The organism is Streptomyces sp. NBC_00457 (genome assembly GCF_036014015.1).
Lineage (GTDB): Bacteria > Actinomycetota > Actinomycetes > Streptomycetales > Streptomycetaceae > Streptomyces.
The window spans coordinates 5,242,080-5,260,937 of sequence record NZ_CP107905.1 but is presented as its reverse complement, the minus strand read 5'-3'; the positions used below and the strand labels follow the sequence as shown (position 1 = coordinate 5,260,937).

Sequence of the window (18,858 nt, the reverse complement as noted above, 5' to 3'; positions counted from 1 at the left end):
AGCGAGCAGCACAGCGGCGAACGTCGCGCTCGTCACTCTGCGCGGTACGCAACCACGCGATGAAATCCCCATAATTCCCCCCGGAATAAGGTGGCTGACCCCTGCCAAGGCTGTGAGCGTATCCCGGCGTGTGTCCTGTGATCCGCTGGGTTCTGGTGGGGCATACGCGACGGACCGCACCCGCCTGCCAACGGGAGCTTCTGCGGCCTCGGACTCTCAGCTTGGGAAGCTGCGGGCATTTGCCGCTGGTTCGGACGCTGACCTGGGGGAACGGTCGGATGATGGCGTCGTCGGGTTGGGCCCTCTTCCCCGTGATTCCCCGCTGTTCCCCGCTCGATCTGGTGCGCTTGTGGTGCGGTCGGGCAACAGGCCGTCGGGGCCAGGAAATTGGTGTGCGGCGGGGGCGTGGCGGTCGGCACCCTGGGACGATGAGCCGTTGGAAGCTTTACGAAAACTGGTACGCCGATCTGGCCGGCCTCTCCGTCGAGCAACTGCGGGAGCGCCGGGCCTTCGCTGCTCAGCGGGCTGAGGGTGCGCCGTGGCGCGTGGCATGGGCCGCAACCCCAAGGCCGCGCGGGAGTGGCGCGAGAGGCTTCGCGCTGTAGATGACGAACTCCTGAGGCGGGGTATCCAGTGGGCATAGCCATAGTGTGAGCTGTCTGAGCCTCAACCGACGACAGTCAGCCACGATGACGGGTGCGCCGACCGATCAGGCGCGCGTGTGCCTCGCTCTACCCCCACCGGCCTCCGCCACGCTGCTCGATGGCGCCCGTCAGAGCAAGCCGCGACGGCGGAAGCGTGACAGTGCGGCTTTCGAGGATGACCTCTTCCTCCCGAAGCAACTTGGACAGCTGCTCGACCTCGGGCTGCTGTGCCTGTCACCTGCGCAGACGGACCATAGGTGTGCTGGGTGTGCAGCGCGTCGGCGGTGATGACCGTGGCGATCAGGTCGACGCTGTCCAGCAGGGGCCGGAAGGCGGGTACCGCCCTGCCTCACAGCACGACCACCACCCACCAGACCCCGAACTACAGCGAAGCCACGGATCTCCAACTGAAGGGCCGAAGACCCAAATTGACATGACATCATGACTTCCCCCCGTGTTCGAATAAACGCCACGTATCGAGTTGAAGCATTTAGCAATAAAAGCGTGCCGGTGGCATGCTTTTCGGCACAACCACCTCGCGTGACCTGCCAGACGAGGGGGTATCCTGAGGATCATCTCACGAGCACCCGCGCACAGGCAGGATAAGCGATCTTGAGTACGTACTTCAGGACTGAGATTGTCGAAGCAATTCGCCAGGGGAATGCCGCCTTCGTGATCGGTGCCGGAGTTTCCGTATCAGCATCGGAAGGCAACGCGGTCGCTTCGTGGGCAGGCCTGATGGAAAGCGGCATCGACCGTTGCGTCGACCTGGACCCTACGCTGCCGAAAAAGTGGAGCACGACACACCGTAGGGCGATCAAGGGCAACGACGCGTCAGCGATGATCCGCACAGCCGAAGAGGTCCAGAAGGAGCTCAAGAATTTTCCTGGTCAATATTACGCCAAGTGGCTCGCTGATACCGTCGGAAATATTCGAGCATTAAGCCCGGGAATCGTCCAAGTACTCAACGAGTCGGGCGCACCACTGTTGACGACAAATTACGACGAAATCCTGGAGAGCATCACCGGCCGAACCCCGGTCACCTGGCAAGATTTTCCAAACATGCAACAGGAGATCAACTCTCCCGGATCGTACGTGGTCCATCTGCATGGATACTGGCGAAGGCCGGACAGCGTTGTATTCGGGTACACGAACTACGGTGAAGTTCTGAAGAATCCAGGCGCACAGGCGTTTTTGCGGTCTCTCCTCACGGTCAAAGCGGTCATCTTCATCGGATTCGGTCAAGGGCTCTTCGATCCGAACTTCTCCGCACTGTGCTCGTGGCTGACCACCAACCTCCCGGACACGAGCCTTGCTCCCTTCGCTCTGGTGCGGGAATCCGAATACCAGCAACGGAGGGTCGAATACCGTCCGCACGGGATCAACGTGGTCTCGTACGGCTCCGCATACAGCGACCTTGAGATCTTCCTCAGCGACATCGTCAGGGAAGCGCGGCAACCTGTAGTCGCGACCGATATCACGACGTTGGGCTGGGACACCCTGAGCGCACAACTTGGTCGCCTTCACAGGCGCATCACGCGTGATTTCCAGCCGGACCTGATCGTCGCGATGTCCGGTCCTGGGAATTTTGCCCCCGCGTACTGCCTGCGCCACTCGGCAGACGACCCTCCTCTCTTCTCCGCCGTAACCTTCCCCCGCCGCCCGGGGCGAAGCAGTCACAACCTCCTGTTCGGTGAAATCGCTCGTGACGACGGCTGGTTTCACTATGAGTCCGATAAATGGGACGTTTTCCTACCGCCTCTGGTCGGGAAGTTTCCGAAGGGGGCGCGTGCACTGATCTTTGACGATCGAGTGATCAACGGTCGCGTGCAGGCGTGGGTGGCAGACCTGCTGAAGGATTTCGGTTACGAAGTCCGCAGGGCCGCCATCGTGGTGCACCCGAAGTCGGCACCGAATGTCAATTTCTACGAAAAGGAGATCGAAGGTGACTTCACCTTCCCGTGGGGTGGAAAGCTCGGCAGAGGCGAGCCGGCTCCTTGAGATCGCTGCCGCAGGATTCAAGGCCCTGCAAGAACTGCAAGAGCGCTACGATGCCGACATGTGGGGGATCCAGTCCCCCGAGCATGCGAAGATTAGGCACGTCCACCTCCACCTTTCAAAGACCCTGGGTAAGCTGGCCGGAATTATCGAGCCAGCCGACCACGTCGAATACGCCGGCGAGAGGGTCGACTACTCTTCGCATGACAAGGATCTAGCTCCTGTCATCGCCGACCTCCTGATGCATTGCGCACAGATCACCAATCTCATCGGCGGGTCGATGGGAGATTTCCTCGGAGAGCGTTACAAGACCAATTCCAACCGGTTTGCGCCCGAATCGGTCTTCGCGTCGCTGGGCGACCCGGAGTCGCCCCGTAGGTGACAGGCTTCCGGGATAGGGCGATTGCAGAGATTGCAAATTCTCGTGGCCGCGGGTCTGCGCTGGTCAGTCCCTTTAGATGTCTTCAGATGTAGATCAGCTTCGCCTCTGCAGTTCGTCCATCAGCTGCGGTGGGTAACTGGCGAGCATGCAGGTAAAGTTGCTGGACGTGCCGCTGTCGGTCACGGACCAGGAGCGGGCTGAGGGGTTCTCTGACCAGGCTGCTGGAGGTCGGCGGGGTCTTCCCGCGAGCAGATCTGCGGCGCCGTGCCACGGCGTGTGTCCGCGGGTTGCTGGCGCCCCTGTCTCGTAAGAACGGCTGGCAACTATCCGAGTGCGGCGGGGAGTTGACGCCCTGGGGTTGCTCTGAGCGCGGCACGGACCCTGGCCGGGCTGGAGCGGGACGAGGCAGGAGCGCAGGCCCGGCCGGGGGTCGGGCCGCGCGCGGGGAGCGGAGCGAGCCGCCTTGAAACAGTAGAGAAAGTTGCAACTCAGGATGCGGCTGGGATGTGTCCGGTCCCGGTAGATGCTTGACACTTCGGTCCCAGCTGATGGTTGACAGTGGCCGTGTTCGGCTTTTCTGTGCGCGTCGTTGCGGCGTGTGTGGGGAGGCCGGGATTGGCGCTGGTGGAGTTGTCGGTTGTCGAGCAGAGATACCGGGCTGTGCTTGCGGTGCTGGCGGGTGCGACGGTGACGGAGGTCGCCGCGTCGCTGGGGGTGTCGCGGCAGACGGTGAGCGGGTGGAAGTCCCGGTACGAGGCCTCAGGTCTGGCGGGTCTGGTGGATCGTTCGCGCAGGCCGGCGTCGTGTCCGCATCAGGCCTCTGCCGAGGTGGAGGCAGCCGTGTGTGAGCTGCGGCGTAAGCATCCTCGGTGGGGTCCGCGGCGGATCGCTCATGTGCTGGAGCGGTCCGGGGCGGTGGCGCTGGTGCCGTCGCGGATGACGGTGTATCGGATCCTGGTCCGGCATGGGCTGGTGGAGCCGGGGGTGCGGCGCCGGAAGCGGTCCGATTACAAGCGCTGGCAGCGCGACCGTGCGATGCAGTTGTGGCAGATGGACATCGTCGGCGGCGTGATGCTGGTCGACCCGGGGACCGGGGAGTTGACCGAGGCCAAGGTCGTGACGGGTGTGGATGACCATTCCCGGTATTGCGTGATCGCCTCGGTGGTCGAGCGGGCGACCGGGCGGGCGGTGTGTGCGGCGTTCGTCCGGGCCTTGCGGACGTTCGGGGTGCCGGAAGAGGTGCTGACCGACAACGGCAAGCAGTTCACCGACCGGTTCGGGCACGGGGGTGAGGTGTTGTTCGACCGGATCTGCCGGGAGAACGGGATCGCTCACCGCCTCACCCAGCCGGCGTCCCCGACCACGACGGGCAAGGTCGAGCGGTTCCATCAGACGCTGCGGCGTGAACTCCTCGACGACTGCGGCGCGTTCGAGAGTATCGGGGCGGCTCAGGCGGCGCTGGATGCGTGGGTGGAGGAATACCACTCCGTCCGGCCGCATCAGGCCCTGGACATGCAGTCTCCGGGCGACCGGTTCACCCCGGTTCCCGAGCAGGAACGGGATGTGCTGGGCCTGCGGGTGCCCGGAGTGCTCGGGCTGGTGCCGCAGCAGAGGCCTTCCCCCGCCGAGCAGGGACCGGCTGAGGCGATGCCTGTTTCCGTCAGTCCGCTTGAGGAGATCGCGCCATCGGCGCAGGTGGAGGACGGCGGACCGGTGGAGTTCGAGCGGGTGGTGCCTGCGAGTGGGAATCTGCAGGTCGCGGGCAAGCAGTTCTGGCTGGGCCCGGCCCGCTCGGGGCTGACGGTGACGTTCTGGGCCGACACACAGGTGATCCACCTGCTGATCGCCGGGTCGCGGATCAAGTCGGTGCGGTCGCACCTGTCGGTGGCGGATCTGGCCCAGCTGGCAGCCCGGGGTGGGCGTGCGGCGGGGCCGTCGCCGCTGCCGGCGGGTGACGGTGCTGCGTTCGAGGTGGACCGGACCGTGAACAAGCACGGGCTGATGGGCCTGGGCGGGCGCCAGGTGCTGGCGGCGGAGATCCTGGGCGGGCGCCGGGTCAGCGTCCGCATCGACGAGGCCACGCTGTCGTTCTTCGACCCGTCCTCGAGGGAACTGCTGCGAGTGCGGCCCAACCCGCTCACCAGCGAGGAGGTGCAGCGGTTGCACGGCCTGCGGCCCGCGGGCCCGCCGCCCCGGCCCCGGGTGGAGCCGGTGCGTGTCCAGCGGCGGGTCAGCGCGGTCGGCACGGTCATGGTCTGCCGGCAGGTCGTCCACCTCGGCCGGCCCTACGCGGGGCAGACCGTGATCATGCACGTGTCGGCGTCGACGATCACCGTGGAACTGGACGGTCAGGCCCGGGTCATCCCGCGCACCACCGACATCCCCGTCCGCAACGTGAAAGCGAACAAGCCCTACAAGGTTTCCGATGTTGTCTAGGCCCACCGTCAAGCATCAGCTGGGACCAGAACGTCAAACATCACCTGGGACTAGACAATGCGGCTGGGATGTGCCACAAGGGCGCCGCGTACTGCTCCGGGCGGCCGTTGATCAGCAGCTGCCGCAGGTCTTGGCGTTGGCTGCCGTGGAGGTTCAGGGCCTCGGTGATGTGGCGGAACGTGGTGTGGGTGATTCCGCGGTTCCGGGCGTCGGCCTCGAACTGGTCCAGCTCTGCCAGGACCGTTTCCGGGTCCAACTCCGTTGGCGGCTGTTCCTTGAGCCAGGCGGCCTTGTTGCGTTCGTAGTCGATCTCCGAGTAGCCGCAGATCTCGCGGCTGTGGGCCTCTGCCTCGTCCAGGGTTTCGGTCGTCATGACCGCACGGGCGAGCTCGTTCCGGCTCAAGGCATCGTCCAAGTCGACCTGGTGGATCGTCGGCCCTTCGTCTGTGAGTGGCACGGGGAGACCTGCGTCTCGCACTTCGCACGTGCCGCGTATGCCTCGGGCTGTGGCTGCGAGCATTCCGGTTGCCTCGGAAGGATGCCACTCCAGGACCGGGGCGATCGGCTCGACGTCCTTCGCGGTGAAGGTGTGCACGAGGGGGCCGAGCGTGCCGCGCAAGTCGTCGAGCGGGAGTTCACCGTCCAGGCCCGGACCGGCGATCAACAGGCGCATGGGCGCGTTCACTTGGCAGCAGGCCGCGAGGGTGAGGGCGTCGGCGAGGGGGCTCTTCAGTGTTGGCTCGTCGCCTCGGGCCAGGATGTCGCCGCCCACGTCCAGGACGTCGATCGATTCGGGCTCCAAGTGGCTGACAAGCTCTTCCAGTTGGCGGGTGATGCCCTCGGCGCCGTGGTGCGGGTCGATCAGTGCGAAGGTGTGCGGGAGTTCTGCTGCGAGCCGGGGGAGGGTTGAGCCTGCCGGAGCGATCGGGTGGGCGTCGGCCGGCACTGTCGAGACGGCAGGTGTGAGGCGTTCGAGTCCCGTGAAGCTGTTGGCTCCTCTCGGGCCCGGTAGCGGGTCGATCAGCAGGCGGTCCCACGCGTACGTGAGAATCACCGCCCGCTCATCGTGGCCGTACAGGGCGGCGTGAAGCATTACGGCGGCGACTGCGTCGCCCCCTCCTCCTGCTGCGACGATCAACCGCGTCATGTGCCCCAGGTTACGAGTTCGATTATTGGCCACTCACCCTATAGTGGCTAGAGGCCATAGCCACTTGGACGAGGAGGGCACATGCCGCAGATCGAGGAGGCTCAGCCGAAGTATCTCCAGATCGCGCACTTCATCCGTGATCAGATTCTTCGGGGTGACCTGCGGCCGGGGGACGAGGTCCCCTCGGAACGTCAACTCGCGGCGGACTGGAAGGTGTCCAGGCCTACGGCCGCCCGGTCGCTTGAAGCGCTGAGTCATCAGGGCCTCGTCGAGAAGCGCCAGGGGTCTGGCACCTACGTGCGGAGTCTGGAGGTCAACCGGCGGGCCCGTGAGCTGTACGGGCGGGCGCGGCAGACCGGGAAGATCTACACATCCGGTGAGTACGCGGTGATCACGTCGGCGGGCTGGGTGGAGGCTCCGGACTACGTCGCCGAGGCGTTGGGCCTGGTGAAGGACCGTCGGGCCGTGCACCGCCGGCGCGTGACCAACAACCAGGACGGGCCTATCACCCTGTCCACTTCGTGGTTCGCTCCGGACGTCGGTCAGCGGGCGCCCAAGCTCTTGGATCCCGAGCGGATTAAAGAGGGAACCCTGATGTACGTGGAGAAGGCGACAGGCCGCCAGGGGAGCTACGCCGAAGATCGCATGTGCGCTCGGGGTGCCACCGAGGGGGAGACGACAGACCTCCAACTGGAGCCTGGCTCACCTGTGTTGGTTGTCCATCACGTCGTCTACGACCTCCAGGACCGTCCGTTGGAGTTCGCCGAAGCCACCTATCCTCCGCACCGTTGGGCGTTCGAACAGGGCTACCCCCTCGCCTGAGCAGGCATCAGTTCTGCCGAGCTGCTTGCATCTTCGGAGTGGCCAATGCCACTATCCAGTAAGTGGCTAAGGCCACTTACCCGGAGGGGGCACGGCGTGACGAGTCGGCGGCCGGATCAGGGCCCGCGGTGTCCGTGCCACATCGAAGCGGCGCTGCCTCGACTGCGACGGCAGCGGCAGGGAGTGAGCACGGATGAGCTACAGGATCGATGGCTACAGCGGTGACGACTCACCGCGACTCGGGGCGATGACCTTGCATCCGACGGCAGAGTCCGTGCCGTTGGCGCGGCGCTGGTTTCGCAAGTTCATCGCTCCGTTCGACCCTCTCTGCTCGGTCGACGACTGCGCGCTCATGATCTCGGAGCTGGTGACCAATGCGATCGTCTACGGGCGGTCGGAAGAGTCGTGGGTAGTGCGCGTGGAGTGGTTCCGTGAGGGGACTTCGCTCCGGGTCGAGGTGCACAATCCCGGGTTCCCCGCGAACGTACGGCTTCGCCGCCCCGATGCCAACGACGCCCATGGACGCGGGCTGCTCCTGGTCGACTCCATCGCCGACTCATGGCACTCCGGGCCCAGCCGCTTGGGCGGGACGGTGGTCTCCTTCGTGGTGGCCGATGCCTGGCGATGCTGAACTGGCGCACCTCGTGCGGCATGGCAACACTCCGACGAGGAGCGGCAGCGTGACATCGCGGCTGGGCTCGACGACCTGGTACGTGCCGAGCGCTCGAAGCACCACAAGGACGACCCTCCGCCGGCTTACGGCTGCCCGTCTGCGCGGTGGCACGCAGTGCGGGCGAACTGCTCGCGGATCCACGGCGCTTCACGGTCCGGAGGCGCTGACCGAGCGACCCAGGGCAATGGACAAACCCCAGACCACTGACCTGAGCGGCCCCGAGATCAGATGCCCCCGGCGCTCAGCCGAGAGCCGTAGAACGCCAGATGGCGTTGCGCGGCGGTGGCCCAGGTGTGGTGGGCGGCGAGTCGGCGGCCCCTCGCCCGCCGCGTGGGGGTGTTGTCCGTGAGTGCGGCGCCGAGTTCGGCGGCCAGGTCCTGATGGGTGGCCGCGAAACGGGCGGCGCTGTCGAATACCTCGCGCAGTACGGGCAGATCGCGTACGACCAGGGGGACTCCCGCGGCGAGTGCCTCCATCGCGGCGAGCCCGAAGCCCTCCTTGACGGAGGGGAAGGCGAACGCGGAGGCGGCGGCCACCAGGGGCGGCAGTTCGTCGTCGGCGATCTGGCCCAGCACGAGCGGCTCGACGCCGAGTTCGGCCGCCCGGGACTCCCAGCGGGCGCGGTAGTCCCGGTAGTCGAAGAGGGTCTCGCCGCCCGCGATCACGAGGCGTACGTCGGGGTGGGCGGCGCGCAGGAGGGCGTACGCCTCCAGCAGGTCCAGGGAGCCCTTGCGGGGCTCGATGCCGCCGACTGTGAGGACGTAACGGCCCAGGCGGGAACGCCAGTTCGCGCGGGCGGCCGGGTCGGTGGTGGCGAAACGGTCGTAGGCCACTCCGTTGGGGATGACCGCCGCCTCGATGCCCCAGCCGGCGGCGAGTTCCGTGGCGACGGCCGCCGACACGCAGATGTGCGCGTACGGCTCGACGATGGCCCGCTCGTGACAGGCGGCCAGTTCGGGGGTGGTGAAGTGGTCGATGTGGTGGACCGTGCGGACGCACCGGCCGCCGACCGCGTTGGCGCTGATGCAGTCCTGGGCGTGGACCATGTCGTATGCCGCCGCGGCGGGTTCGAAGGCTTCGCCGAGGACGGCGATGGAGCGCAGGATCCGTTCGCCGACCGTCTCGCCGTCCGAGCCGTCGGGGAACGGCACGATCCGCAGTCGTACCGCGGGATCCACCGGCCGGAAGAAACCGGAGTCGCCCCCGCGGCCCAGCGTCCACACCGTGACGTCCTCACCCAGCGCGGCCAGCGCCTCGGCGAGGGCGAGGGTGTGGACGACGCCGCCGCGTGGCTTGGTGGAGTAGCTGAGCAGGGCGATCTTCACGGGCGGTCCTCCCGGTAGGCGGCGGGCCGGCGTTCGTCGAGGTGGCGCAGGATACGGCGGGCCCGCTCGATCTCCTCGGCGACGTCGACCTCGGCGACGGCGAGTCCGGCCTTGGACCAGGTGCGGGCGAGGATGTCGCCGCCGGGCCCGACCACCTTGGACTGACCGAGGAACCGCATGCCGCCCATGGCGCCGGTCTGGTTGGAGGAGGCGAGGACGACCTGGTTCTCGGCGGCGCGGGCCTGGTCGTACAGGTCGAAGAGCTTGGCCTGGCGGTCCTGGGCCATGCGCGGGGCGCGGTTGGTGATGGACGTGGGCCAGGCGGACAGGCAGGCGAGGATCTCGGCGCCGTCCAGCGCCAGCGAACGGGCCGACTCGGGGAACGTCTTGTCGTAGTCGATGAGCATGCCGATCCGGCCGGCCGGGGTGTCGAAGGCGTCGAAGCGGTCGCCGGGCGTGTAGGCGGCGACTTCGCCGGCCGGGAGGTGGACCTTGCGGTGGCGGCCCAGGATGCCGTCGCCGCTGACGCAGACGGCCGCGTTGTAGCGCTCGTCGCCGCCGTCCTCGCAGTAGCCGAGGCAGACCACCATCTCGGCGGCCAGGCGCGCGACCTGGAGGATCAGCGGGTCGTCCGGCTTGAGCGCGGGCGGCAGGGCCTCGGGGTCGGGGTGGCGCAGGTCGGCGAGGTAGCCGCCGAGCGCCGCGTCGGGCAGGACCAGCAGTCCGGCGCCACAGGCGCGCGCGTCCTCGATGAGTTTGGCTGTGCGGGCCAGGTCGAACTCCAGGTCGCGGCCGAAGTGGGCGGCCGCGGCCGCGATCCGGATGGTGCTCATGCGGTGACTGCTCCCGTGGCGAGGTCGTAGGTCTCGGGCCGCCGGTCACGCAGGTGTCCCATCGACCGGCGGGCGGTTTCCAGAGCCTGTACGACGTCGAGTTCGGCGACGGCGATACCGGCCGCGACGCCCGTGTCGGCGAGGACTTCGCCGCCGGGGTCGACGACCTTGGCGCTGCCGACGAAGCGTAGCGAGCCGAAGGTGCCCGCCTGGTTGGCGGACAGCCACACGATCTGGTTCTCCAGCGCGCGGGCCCGGTCGAACAGGTCGAAGCGGCGCTTCCAGCGGTCCTGTTCGAGGTCGGCGGAGGCGTTGGTGCGCGCGCCGGGCCAGGCGGACACGCACACCCCGATCTGCGCCCCGTCCAGCGCCAGCGCCCGCGCCGACTCCGGGAACGCCTTGTCGTAGCAGATCATCATGCCGATCCGGCCGACCGGGGTGTCGAAGGCGTGGAAGCGGTCGCCCGAGGCGTAGGACGCGTCCTCGCTGAGCGGCTGGTGGACCTTGCGGTGGTTGCCGAGGACACCGTCGCCGGTGACACAGACCACGCTGTTGTAGCGGGCGTCCCCGGCCGCCTCGCAGTATCCGGCGACGACCGTCATCTCCCCGGCCAGTGCGGCCAGTCGGCGGATCTCGGGGCCGTCGAGGGCGAGCGTGGGCGGGCCCTCGTCGAGGTCGGCGGAGTCGTTGAGGCTGAGCAGATAGCCGCCCAGGCACGCCTCGGGCAGCGCCAGCAGCCGTACGCCCTCCTCCCGGGCCTCCTTGATCAGCCGTTCGGCGATCTGGAAGTCCTCCTCCAGGTCGCGGCCGAACTCGGCGGCGACGGCGGCCATGCGCAGGGTGGTCATGCGGTCCCCATCCCGGTCACGGTGGAGGTGACCGCTTCGGTGATCTCTCCGTCGGGCCAGCGCAGCCCGACGCCTTGTCCTTCGGTGAGCTCCCCGCACACCGCACCCGTGGCGGGTCCGGCGGGCAGCGGCGGTGCGCCCGGCTCGTCGGCCGTGAGCATCGCGAAGCCCGGGAAACAGGTGAACCAGTCGCCCACGGTCGCCTCCCGCGGTCGGGGCACGGCGGCCACGTCGAGCACCGCCCGGCAGCCGCTCGCCTCGGCGAGCATGCCGAGCGTCCCGGCGATCCCGGCCATGGACACGTCCTTGGCGGCGGCGGGCCGGGCGGCGGCCACCGCACCGGTCATGGCGCGCAGTTCGTCCGTACGGCGATGGGTCGTCGAGTCCCACTGGCGGCCCCGGTATCCCGGGCGCCAGCCACCGCCGAGGTCGGCGGTGAGCCACACGGCATGCCCCGGGCGTCCGCCGCCGCCCGGCACCGGCCGGTCGGTGCGGCCGAGCGCGGTCACCGACAGGGCGGCCGGGACGCCGAGCTGGGTGTGCCCGCCGAGCACCGGAATGCCGTACGACCGTGCCGCCCGGGTCAGTCCGGACAGCACCCGGGCGGCATGTGCCGCGTCGCGGGCGCCCACCGCGTCGAGCAGCCCGAGCGGTGAAGCACCCATCGCCGCGAGGTCGTTGACGTTGACGAGGACCGCGCACCAGCCCGCCCACTCGGGGTCCCGCTCGACCATGGACGGCACGATCGCGTCGCACGCGGCGATCACGTCGGTGCCGGGGACGGGGGCGCCGTCGTCGCCGACGAAGCCGGTGGGAGCGGGCAGTTCGGCGAGCAGGGGCCCCAGAGCGGCCTTCGTGGCCGCTGTCTGCGCCGCGATGCGGCCGATCGGCCGGCGCATCAGGACGTGCGGCGTACCCGCGACCGTGGTGTCCCGCACCCGCTGCCAGCCGAGGCGCCGGAACAGGGGTTCGCTACGGGCCTGGACGGTCGCGTCGAACCGCAGCACGCCCTCCGTCTCCGCCCGGGCACAGGCGGCCCGCACCAGCGCCGCGCCGATGCCGTGCGGGCCGCGGGCCCCGCGGGCGACGACCAGCCGCCCGCCCTGCCACCAGCCGAGGTCGGGCCCGTCGTCGACCGGGCACAGGCGCACCCCGCCGACCACGGTGCCCTGCGGGTCCTTCGCGACCAGGACGACGGTCCGGGGGTCGGTGTCGCGGTCGTCCAGGTCGTGGTGGGCGAAGAGCCCCTGCTCGTGGACGAAGGCGGCACGGCGCAGCTGCCGGTAGGCGGTCACGTCCGCCGCGCCCGCCGCCTCCTCGATACGGAAGGCGGGCTGCTGCTGCCGGGCGAGCGTGCTGCGGTCGCCCAGCAGCGCCAGGATGTCGGGCACCTCGTCGACCACCGCGACCGGTGCGGATCCGTCGAGGTACATCTCAGCCGCCCGCTGCCTGGAGCACACTGCACGCCCCGCAGGCCGCGCAGCCGGCCTTCTGGTCCGAGCCGCTCATCCCGGCGGCGCGCAGTTTCGCGGCGACGCCCTCGGTGACGTACGTCAGGAGCTCCGCGCCGGGTGCCCTGACGCCGTCGCGGGCGGCGAGGGTGCCGCTCATCGGGCGGAAGGGGACGACGAAGGGATAGACACCCCTGTCGATCAACTTCCCGGCCCCCGCGATGAGTTCATCGGGATCCTCGCCGAGTCCGACGAGGAGGTAGGTGGAGACCCGGTTCGGTCCGAAGACCCGCACCGCCTCGTCCCACGCGGCCCAGTACTCGGCCAGGGGGACCGTCGACTTGCCGGGCATCCAGCGCCTGCGCACCTCGTCGTCGAGCGATTCGACATGGATGCCGATGGTGGTGGCCCCGGCCTCGTGCAGTTCGCGGATCCAGGCGAGGTCGCCGGGCGGCTCGCACTGCACCTGGATGGGCAGACCGGGCACGGCTTCCAGGACGGCAAGCACCGACCGTACGAGGTTGCGGGCGCCGCGGTCGGGGCCGGTGGTGGTGCCGGTGGTCATCACCATCTGCCTGACACCGTCGAGCCGTACGGCGGCCTCGGCGACCTCGGCGAGCTGCGCCGGGGTCTTCGCGGCGACCGTGGCGCCGGAGCGCAGGGACTCCTCGATGGTGCAGAAGCGGCAGCGGTCGGACTCGGCGTAGCGGATGCAGGTCTGCACGACGGTGGTGGCGAGGACGTCGGCGCCGTGCAGGCGGGCGATGTGCTCGTACGGGGTGCCGTCGGCGGTGGTCAGGTCGTAGAACTTCGGACGGCGTACGGCAGTGAGGGTGAGGCCGGTGTCTGTGAAATGGCCGGCCTCGTCACCGAGCCAGACCTTGCCGTCGCGGACCGTGTAGGGGCTGTCGGGGTTGCGGGGGAGCGCGGCACCGGCACCGTCGACGAGGACGTGTCCGTCGTCGCTGGGTCCCGCGCCGTCGGGCCGCCGCACGGGGGCGTCCAACGCCACGCCGCACAGGGCGAGTTCGGCGCGGGTCATGATCCGCACATCCACCGCCGTCTCGGTACCGGTGCCCATGTCCGGCCCCTTACAGCTGGTAGGTCGAGTTGATGATGGCGCCCTTGCGCGCGTAGTGGATCAGCGCGTCCTGGACGTCGAGGGGGTGGGTGGGGATGACGCCCTCGATGAGGTCCTCCTCGCGGGCGCCGTGCAGGGAGAGGCCGAAGCGGCAGCAGAAGACCTTGCCGCCCTCGGCGATGAACGTCTTGAGCTGGTTGTTGATGTTGTGCTCGCCGGGGAAGGCCGAGTTGCCGACGGTCGGGAAGCCGCGCGTGGCGAGGCAGTTGAGGGAGCCGGGACCGTAGAAGTAGATGGCGGTCTCGAAGCCCTTGCGCAGGGCACGGGTCGCCTGGAGGACAGCGACGAAGGACACGGATGACTCGTGGGCGATGCCGTGGACCAGGGTGAAGTAGGTCTCCCCGTTCTCGGCCTGGTAGTCGGGGAAGACCTTGGTGGACCCGTAGATGCTGGAGCCCTCGGGGAGCGAGGGGTGCGGGATCTCGTCGAGGGACTTCTGCTCGACGTCGCTGAGCTGGGCGGTTTCCGACATGGGAATCTCCTTGGGCGAGGCGGTGGTTGGGGAGTCGGGTCAGTCGTAGAGCGCGGCGAACGTGTCCCGGAAGACCAGATCGCCGAGTGCGCCGCCGCCGGTGGCTTCGGCGAGGCGGGCGTACTCGCCGGTGAAGTCGCCCCACGGCTGGTCGCTGGCGAAGAGCACCCGGTCGTGGCCGATGCCCCGGCGCTCGATCTCCTGGGCCAGCCAGCGGGGAGTGAAGCCGATGGCCCAGGAGAGGTCGGTGTAGACGCGCTTGCCGGCGCCGATCCAGTCGAAGAACCGGGAGCCGGCGAGCTTGATGTGGCCGCTCATCCCGCCGCCGAAGTGCACGAGATGGACGGGCACCCGGTCGGCGTACCAGTCGACGAGATGGCCCACCTCGTCGATGTCGGAGGCCGCGCCGGGGGAGGTGTGCACGTGGACGACGAGGTGGTGGCGGGCGGCGGTGGCGAAGACGCGGTCCAGTTGGGGGCCGCAGGAGGGGTCGGTGGGGCGGCCGCCGAGCAGGAAGCTGAGCTTGAGGGCCTTGACTCCGGGCTCACCCGCCAACTTCAGGGCTTCTTCGGTGCGTTGGGCGTCCTCCGGGCGCGGGGACACCCACAGCCCGGCACGGATCCGGTCGTCGCTCTGGGCGGCTTCAAGCGCCAACTCGTTGAAGGAGAAGGCGATCGCGGGGTCAGGGACGCCGTAGTTGGGGATGACCAGGGCGCGTTCGGTGCCCTCCGCGTCCAGGTCGGCGATCAGCTGCTTGACGGTGGCGCGGGCGGTGGTGTCGGGGTTGACGGGCGGGCCGCCGTAGAAGGGGTGGGCGGGCAGGACGCCGATGTGGCGGTGTGCGTCGAAGACCATGTCCGGGTTCCTCGGCATCCTCGGCTGCCTCAGCCGATCGGGAGGGCGGAGGCGAGTCCTGTGGGCGCGCCGGTGAGGGTGCCGCACACGTCGGCCAGGCGGCGTGAGGCGTCGATGTGGTCGGCGAGGAACTCGGCGTCCCGGCCCACCGCCTCGAAGCGGCCCGAACCCCACGAGTACTGCCAGGGCAGACCGAGGAAATGCAGGCCGGGCGTGCTGGTGGCGCCGCGCCAGTGCATGGGATAGCCGCGGCCGTCGAAGACGGGGGCCTCGATCCAGCGGTGGTCGCGGCGGAAGCCGGTCGACCAGACGACGGAGGTGATACCGGCGGCCTCCAGGTCCAGTTCGCGCGGCTGCTCGGCGGGCTCCCACACGGGGACGTACCGGGGCTCGGCCAGGGCGTCGATCGCGTGCCTGGCGATGTACGCGTCGATGGCGTCCTTGATGCCCTCGGCGACGGCGTCGGCGTGGTCGAGGTTGACCTTGAGGTCGTCGGCGAACTCCAGTGCCTGACCGCTGACTCCGGTGAGGCGCCCGTACAGCCGCATGCCGTCGCGGGCGAAGGCCCGCAGGTCGATGTCGCGGCCTCCGTCGCGCCCCGTGACGTAGTGGTTGACCCGCATGCGCACGGCGCCGGCGTCGTCGAACTCGTCGATGGACCTGTCGTAGTGGCCCATGTCGTCGAGCCAGGCCACGCAGTCGCGGCCGCGGTAGAAGCGGGCCACACGCGGGGCGCTGCCGACGGCCAGGTGCACCTGGCGCCCGGCGAGGTGCAGATCCTCGGCGATCTGGCAGCCGGACTGGCCGGTGCCGACCACCAGAACGGCACCCTCGGGGAGCTGGTCCGGGCTGCGGTAGCGGGAGGAGTGGACCTGGGTGACGTGGTCGGGCAGGCGCTGGGCCATCGGCGGGACGGAGGGCGTGTGGTACGGGCCGGTGGCCACCACGACTTGATCGGCGGTGAAGTCCCCGGCACTGGTGGAGAGTTCGAAGACCCCGCTCGGAGAGTGCCGCAGCCGGGTGACCGTGACACCCTCCACCAGCGGCGGCCGGAAGAAGGCGACGTAGTCCTCCAGGTACCGGACGATCTCGTCACGGACCATGAACCCGTCCGGATCATCGCCCTGATACGGATAACCGGGCAGCCTGCACTGCCAGTTGGGGGTCACCAGGCAGAAGGAGTCCCAACGGCGCTCGCGCCACTCGTGCCCTACCCGGTTCGCCTCGACGACGATGTGCTCGACACCGCGCTCACGCAGGCAGTAGCTCATCGAGAGCCCGGCCTGACCGCCGCCGACCACGGCCACGGGTATGTGGGTACTGCCCACGCCCTTAAGGCTGTGGGGGAGGGCGCCGGGCAGCCGTATCGCTTCGGTCGGGCTCACCGCGTGCTCCCGTCGGCGCCGGTCAGGGACTCGACCGTGACCTTGGCAGCACTGTCGGCGGCGTATCCGGCGGCGGTTCGCTCGATCTGCGCGAGCTGCTCGGAGGCGCCGGTGCAGTAGAAGCCGAACTTCTCCTTCACCCGCTCGCCGGCGATACCGAGTGCCGTACGGCTGCGCTCGACGAAATCCGCGAGCGGGTACTGGCCACCGGGAACGAAATAGTCCTCGACTACCGTGGAGGGGGAATAGCAGCGCTGCGTCACACCGTCGGGCCAGCGCACGTGGAAATACATCTCGGGCATGACATCCTCCATGCCGGGCGCCGAGGTCTCGACACCTCGCCGCTGTCTGTGGGGACCAACTCCAACCCTCGGATATTTCCGAACGAAGTCATCCGGAATAAAGGGGAGTTGACGAAACCTCACACCGGTGCGGGTGGGAGATCAGCGCATACTCGTTCCGGTGGACATGAATCGGAACGGCCAGCGCCCCCGGCGCCCTTGACGCACCTGCCCCGCGTTATCAGCCCACCCTTTCCTCGGCGAGCTGCTCTTCGATCAGATCCGCGGCCCGACGGGTGCCGCCCTCGGCGCGCACCTCGGACCACAGCCATGCCGAGCGCGTGGCGACCTGGGGGTCGCCGATGAGTTCCATCAGGACGGTACGCAGCGTCTCCGCCGTGATGTCGGGCGTGTCGATCCGGCGGGCGACGCCCAGTTCGACGAGCCGGTCGGCGTAGAGGGACTGGTCGGGCCCGTTCGGTACCGCGATCATCGGCACACCGGCGTACAGGCCCTCACTGCTGCTGCGCACACTGGTGTGCGTCACCCATACGTCCGCCTGCTCGAGAATCGTCAACGGCGCCCCCCACGGCCGCACTTCGAAGTTGCGAGGAACCCGCTCGGCGATATCGCCGCCACTGCCGGTCTGCAACACCACATGCCACCCCGGGAGATCCGCGAACGCCGCCACACACTGGTGGTAGATCTCCCGCGGCCCGGGGTACGCCGAGCCGGCCAGCGACACCAGCAGCACCTTCTGCGCACCGGCAGGCCGCAGCCAGCCGTCCTGCTGCTGACCGGCGCCGAAGCACGGGCCGACAAACGTCACCGCGTCGGTGTCGACCCGCTCCACATGCGGCTGCATGGCGCGCGGGATCATGGCCAGCACTCGCGGCGGGCGGCCGGTGAACTCCTCCACGTTGGTCGTCATCGCACCGCACCGGACCAGCCAGTCAGCGAACCGCGCTCGGTACGCGGGCCCTCCGGGCAGATGGGCGAATGCCGCGCCGATCTCCTCCTGGGCACCCTCCCAGGCCACATGCGTCGGAGACAGCTGGACGAGGCGGCGACCCTGCGCCTCGGCCAGCGCGCGGCCCGCGTGGGCGCCGACGTCGTAGAGGTACAGGTCAGCGGGATCGTCGTCGTACGCGGCGTGCAGCTGTGGCAGTACGGCCATCGCCTCGTCGAGGAGGAGGGAGGCGGAGGCGATGGGATCCCGCGGCCAGTCGCGGCCGGCGACCGGAAGAGTGGACGTGATGCCGACCAGCTCGGCGCCGGTGGAGGTGATCAGCTCGGCGACGGGGGCGGCGGTGGCGTACGTCACGCGATGACCGCGGGCCGCCAGCTCACGGATGATCTCCAGGCTTGGCAGCACATGGTCGATCAGAGGCGTGCCAACCATGGCGATATGCGCAGAACGGGGCATAGTCGGACTTCCTTGGATAGAGGTCTATGGCAGAGAGAACGCCAAGGAGCCCGACGGGGAAACGCAGCCCTCGCTGTGCGAAGGTGCGGCGCCGGTGTCGCAGGTGCGGGCAGACGTCAGTCGATGCGGGAGCAGAGGTCGTCCTTCGTCCCGTGCACCAGGGTCACGGTCCTGTGCCCGGTGGAGCTGATGTCGAGGGTGTACACCCCGTCGATGATGTAGAGGCCGCGCGGCAGGTTGCCCTTGCCCTCTCCGATGCCGACCAGCACCGGGCCGTGCACGGACCAGAACTGAGAGCCGTCGGTTCGGTGCTCGACGATGGCCGAGCCGCTCGCGTCGGCGTCGTAGAAGGCACCCGTCCCGGTGTTCGTGACCCGTACGACCAGATCGCCCTTGTACGCGACGCGCTTCGCGGCACCGTCGGGGTGGGTGTCCAGCACGCGCTTCATCACCTCGTCGATGACGGGCTCGCCGTGAACAGGGAAGTCGCACCGCAGCCCGGCATCGACGTCCCAGGGTGCGGAAGGTGCGGGTTCCCACCCGGTACCGGCTCCGGCGGACGCGGCCGGTTCGGCCGACGCGGGCTGTGCTCCCAGCAGCACGGCGGCAAGCACGAGCGGTGCGAGACGAACGGTTCGTCGCATGACTCTCCCTGGTCGGACGGTTGATGGGAAGGTTCGCCGAAGAGGCGGTTGCCAGTCTCACGTCGGTCTCTGACCAAACCCTGACCACGGCACGG

17 protein-coding genes are annotated in these 18,858 nt (G+C 68.8%); 5 read left to right on the top strand and 12 right to left on the bottom strand.

The features are described from left to right. The first annotated feature begins 1,256 nt into the window (after positions 1-1,256). The 3 genes from OG828_RS23890 (at position 1,257) to OG828_RS23880 (ending at position 5,460) form a co-directional block, all read left to right on the top strand. The gene (locus OG828_RS23890) at positions 1,257-2,645 is read left to right on the top strand and encodes an SIR2 family protein (protein WP_328502281.1); all 1,389 of its coding nucleotides are present in this window, start codon (positions 1,257-1,259) and stop codon (positions 2,643-2,645) included. Continuing rightward, the gene (locus OG828_RS23885; protein WP_328502280.1) at positions 2,590-3,024 is read left to right on the top strand and encodes a hypothetical protein; all 435 of its coding nucleotides are present in this window, start codon (positions 2,590-2,592) and stop codon (positions 3,022-3,024) included. The genes OG828_RS23890 and OG828_RS23885 overlap by 56 nt, the downstream gene beginning before the upstream one ends. Positions 3,025-3,639: 615 nt before the next feature. Further along, positions 3,640-5,460 carry an IS481 family transposase gene (locus tag OG828_RS23880; RefSeq protein ID WP_328502279.1) on the top strand — a complete coding sequence of 607 codons (1,821 nt, stop codon included), beginning with the start codon at positions 3,640-3,642 and terminating at the stop codon, positions 5,458-5,460. Positions 5,461-5,500: 40 nt separating this feature from the next. Here OG828_RS23880 and OG828_RS23875 read toward each other — a convergent pair whose 3' ends face one another. Then, positions 5,501-6,607 (bottom strand): DUF1152 domain-containing protein, encoded by a 1,107-nt coding sequence (locus tag OG828_RS23875; protein WP_328502278.1) that lies wholly within the window; start codon positions 6,605-6,607, stop codon positions 5,501-5,503. An 81-nt stretch (positions 6,608-6,688) separates the two neighbouring features. On the opposite strand from OG828_RS23875, the gene OG828_RS23870 reads away from it, so the two are divergent. Together OG828_RS23870 and OG828_RS23865 are read left to right on the top strand one after the other, a co-directional pair. Further along, the gene (locus OG828_RS23870; RefSeq protein ID WP_328502277.1) at positions 6,689-7,429 is read left to right on the top strand and encodes a GntR family transcriptional regulator; all 741 of its coding nucleotides are present in this window, start codon (positions 6,689-6,691) and stop codon (positions 7,427-7,429) included. 193 nt (positions 7,430-7,622) lie between these two features. Next, positions 7,623-8,060, top strand: a complete 438-nt coding sequence (locus tag OG828_RS23865; RefSeq protein WP_328502276.1) for an ATP-binding protein — start codon at positions 7,623-7,625, stop codon at positions 8,058-8,060. 266 nt (positions 8,061-8,326) lie between these two features. Here OG828_RS23865 and OG828_RS23860 read toward each other — a convergent pair whose 3' ends face one another. From OG828_RS23860 to OG828_RS23810, 11 genes are all read right to left on the bottom strand, one after another. After that, on the bottom strand, positions 8,327-9,427 hold the full coding sequence (locus OG828_RS23860) for an MSMEG_0565 family glycosyltransferase (RefSeq protein ID WP_328502275.1): 1,101 nt from the start codon (positions 9,425-9,427) through the stop codon (positions 8,327-8,329). Further along, entirely contained in the window at positions 9,424-10,260 is an 837-nt protein-coding gene (locus OG828_RS23855) for a carbon-nitrogen hydrolase family protein (RefSeq protein WP_328360381.1), read from the bottom strand. Before OG828_RS23855 ends, OG828_RS23860 begins: the two co-directional genes overlap by 4 nt. Further along, on the bottom strand, positions 10,257-11,108 hold the full coding sequence (locus OG828_RS23850) for a carbon-nitrogen hydrolase family protein (RefSeq protein ID WP_328502274.1): 852 nt from the start codon (positions 11,106-11,108) through the stop codon (positions 10,257-10,259). The genes OG828_RS23855 and OG828_RS23850 overlap by 4 nt, the downstream gene beginning before the upstream one ends. Beyond that, entirely contained in the window at positions 11,105-12,541 is a 1,437-nt protein-coding gene (locus OG828_RS23845) for an MSMEG_0567/sll0787 family protein (RefSeq protein WP_328502273.1), read from the bottom strand. Before OG828_RS23845 ends, OG828_RS23850 begins: the two co-directional genes overlap by 4 nt. Position 12,542: 1 nt before the next feature. After that, positions 12,543-13,640 (bottom strand): MSMEG_0568 family radical SAM protein, encoded by a 1,098-nt coding sequence (locus tag OG828_RS23840; protein WP_328502272.1) that lies wholly within the window; start codon positions 13,638-13,640, stop codon positions 12,543-12,545. Positions 13,641-13,650: 10 nt separating this feature from the next. Further along, the gene (locus OG828_RS23835) at positions 13,651-14,172 is read right to left on the bottom strand and encodes an MSMEG_0572/Sll0783 family nitrogen starvation response protein (protein WP_328360369.1); all 522 of its coding nucleotides are present in this window, start codon (positions 14,170-14,172) and stop codon (positions 13,651-13,653) included. Positions 14,173-14,211: 39 nt separating this feature from the next. Beyond that, complete coding sequence (locus OG828_RS23830) at positions 14,212-15,027, bottom strand: amidohydrolase family protein (RefSeq protein WP_328502271.1); 816 nt, start codon at positions 15,025-15,027, stop codon at positions 14,212-14,214. 29 nt (positions 15,028-15,056) lie between these two features. Continuing rightward, positions 15,057-16,412 carry an MSMEG_0569 family flavin-dependent oxidoreductase gene (locus tag OG828_RS23825; RefSeq protein ID WP_328502270.1) on the bottom strand — a complete coding sequence of 452 codons (1,356 nt, stop codon included), beginning with the start codon at positions 16,410-16,412 and terminating at the stop codon, positions 15,057-15,059. Then, positions 16,409-16,714: an MSMEG_0570 family nitrogen starvation response protein gene (locus tag OG828_RS23820; RefSeq protein ID WP_328360360.1), complete on the bottom strand. Its 306-nt coding sequence runs from the start codon at positions 16,712-16,714 to the stop codon at positions 16,409-16,411. The genes OG828_RS23825 and OG828_RS23820 overlap by 4 nt, the downstream gene beginning before the upstream one ends. 220 nt (positions 16,715-16,934) lie before the next feature. Continuing rightward, positions 16,935-18,095, bottom strand: coding sequence for a macrolide family glycosyltransferase (locus OG828_RS23815; protein WP_328502269.1), 1,161 nt, complete (start codon positions 18,093-18,095; stop codon positions 16,935-16,937). A 140-nt stretch (positions 18,096-18,235) separates the two neighbouring features. After that, positions 18,236-18,763, bottom strand: a complete 528-nt coding sequence (locus OG828_RS23810; RefSeq protein WP_328502268.1) for a hypothetical protein — start codon at positions 18,761-18,763, stop codon at positions 18,236-18,238. Positions 18,764-18,858: the final 95 nt, after the last annotated feature.

Excerpts from the sequence above, each read along its gene's own strand:
- OG828_RS23875 (WP_328502278.1), bottom strand. The coding sequence starts at position 6,607 with ATGACGCGGTTGATCGTCGCAGCAGGAGGAGGGGGCGACGCAGTCGCC.
- OG828_RS23870 (WP_328502277.1), top strand. The coding sequence starts at position 6,689 with ATGCCGCAGATCGAGGAGGCTCAGCCGAAGTATCTCCAGATCGCGCAC.
- OG828_RS23865 (WP_328502276.1), top strand. The coding sequence starts at position 7,623 with ATGAGCTACAGGATCGATGGCTACAGCGGTGACGACTCACCGCGACTC.
- OG828_RS23855 (WP_328360381.1), bottom strand. The coding sequence starts at position 10,260 with ATGAGCACCATCCGGATCGCGGCCGCGGCCGCCCACTTCGGCCGCGAC.
- OG828_RS23850 (WP_328502274.1), bottom strand. The coding sequence starts at position 11,108 with ATGACCACCCTGCGCATGGCCGCCGTCGCCGCCGAGTTCGGCCGCGAC.
- OG828_RS23845 (WP_328502273.1), bottom strand. The coding sequence starts at position 12,541 with ATGTACCTCGACGGATCCGCACCGGTCGCGGTGGTCGACGAGGTGCCC.
- OG828_RS23840 (WP_328502272.1), bottom strand. The coding sequence starts at position 13,640 with ATGGGCACCGGTACCGAGACGGCGGTGGATGTGCGGATCATGACCCGC.
- OG828_RS23835 (WP_328360369.1), bottom strand. The coding sequence starts at position 14,172 with ATGTCGGAAACCGCCCAGCTCAGCGACGTCGAGCAGAAGTCCCTCGAC.
- OG828_RS23830 (WP_328502271.1), bottom strand. The coding sequence starts at position 15,027 with ATGGTCTTCGACGCACACCGCCACATCGGCGTCCTGCCCGCCCACCCC.
- OG828_RS23820 (WP_328360360.1), bottom strand. The coding sequence starts at position 16,714 with ATGCCCGAGATGTATTTCCACGTGCGCTGGCCCGACGGTGTGACGCAG.
- OG828_RS23815 (WP_328502269.1), bottom strand. The coding sequence starts at position 18,095 with ATGGTTGGCACGCCTCTGATCGACCATGTGCTGCCAAGCCTGGAGATC.
- OG828_RS23810 (WP_328502268.1), bottom strand. The coding sequence starts at position 18,763 with ATGCGACGAACCGTTCGTCTCGCACCGCTCGTGCTTGCCGCCGTGCTG.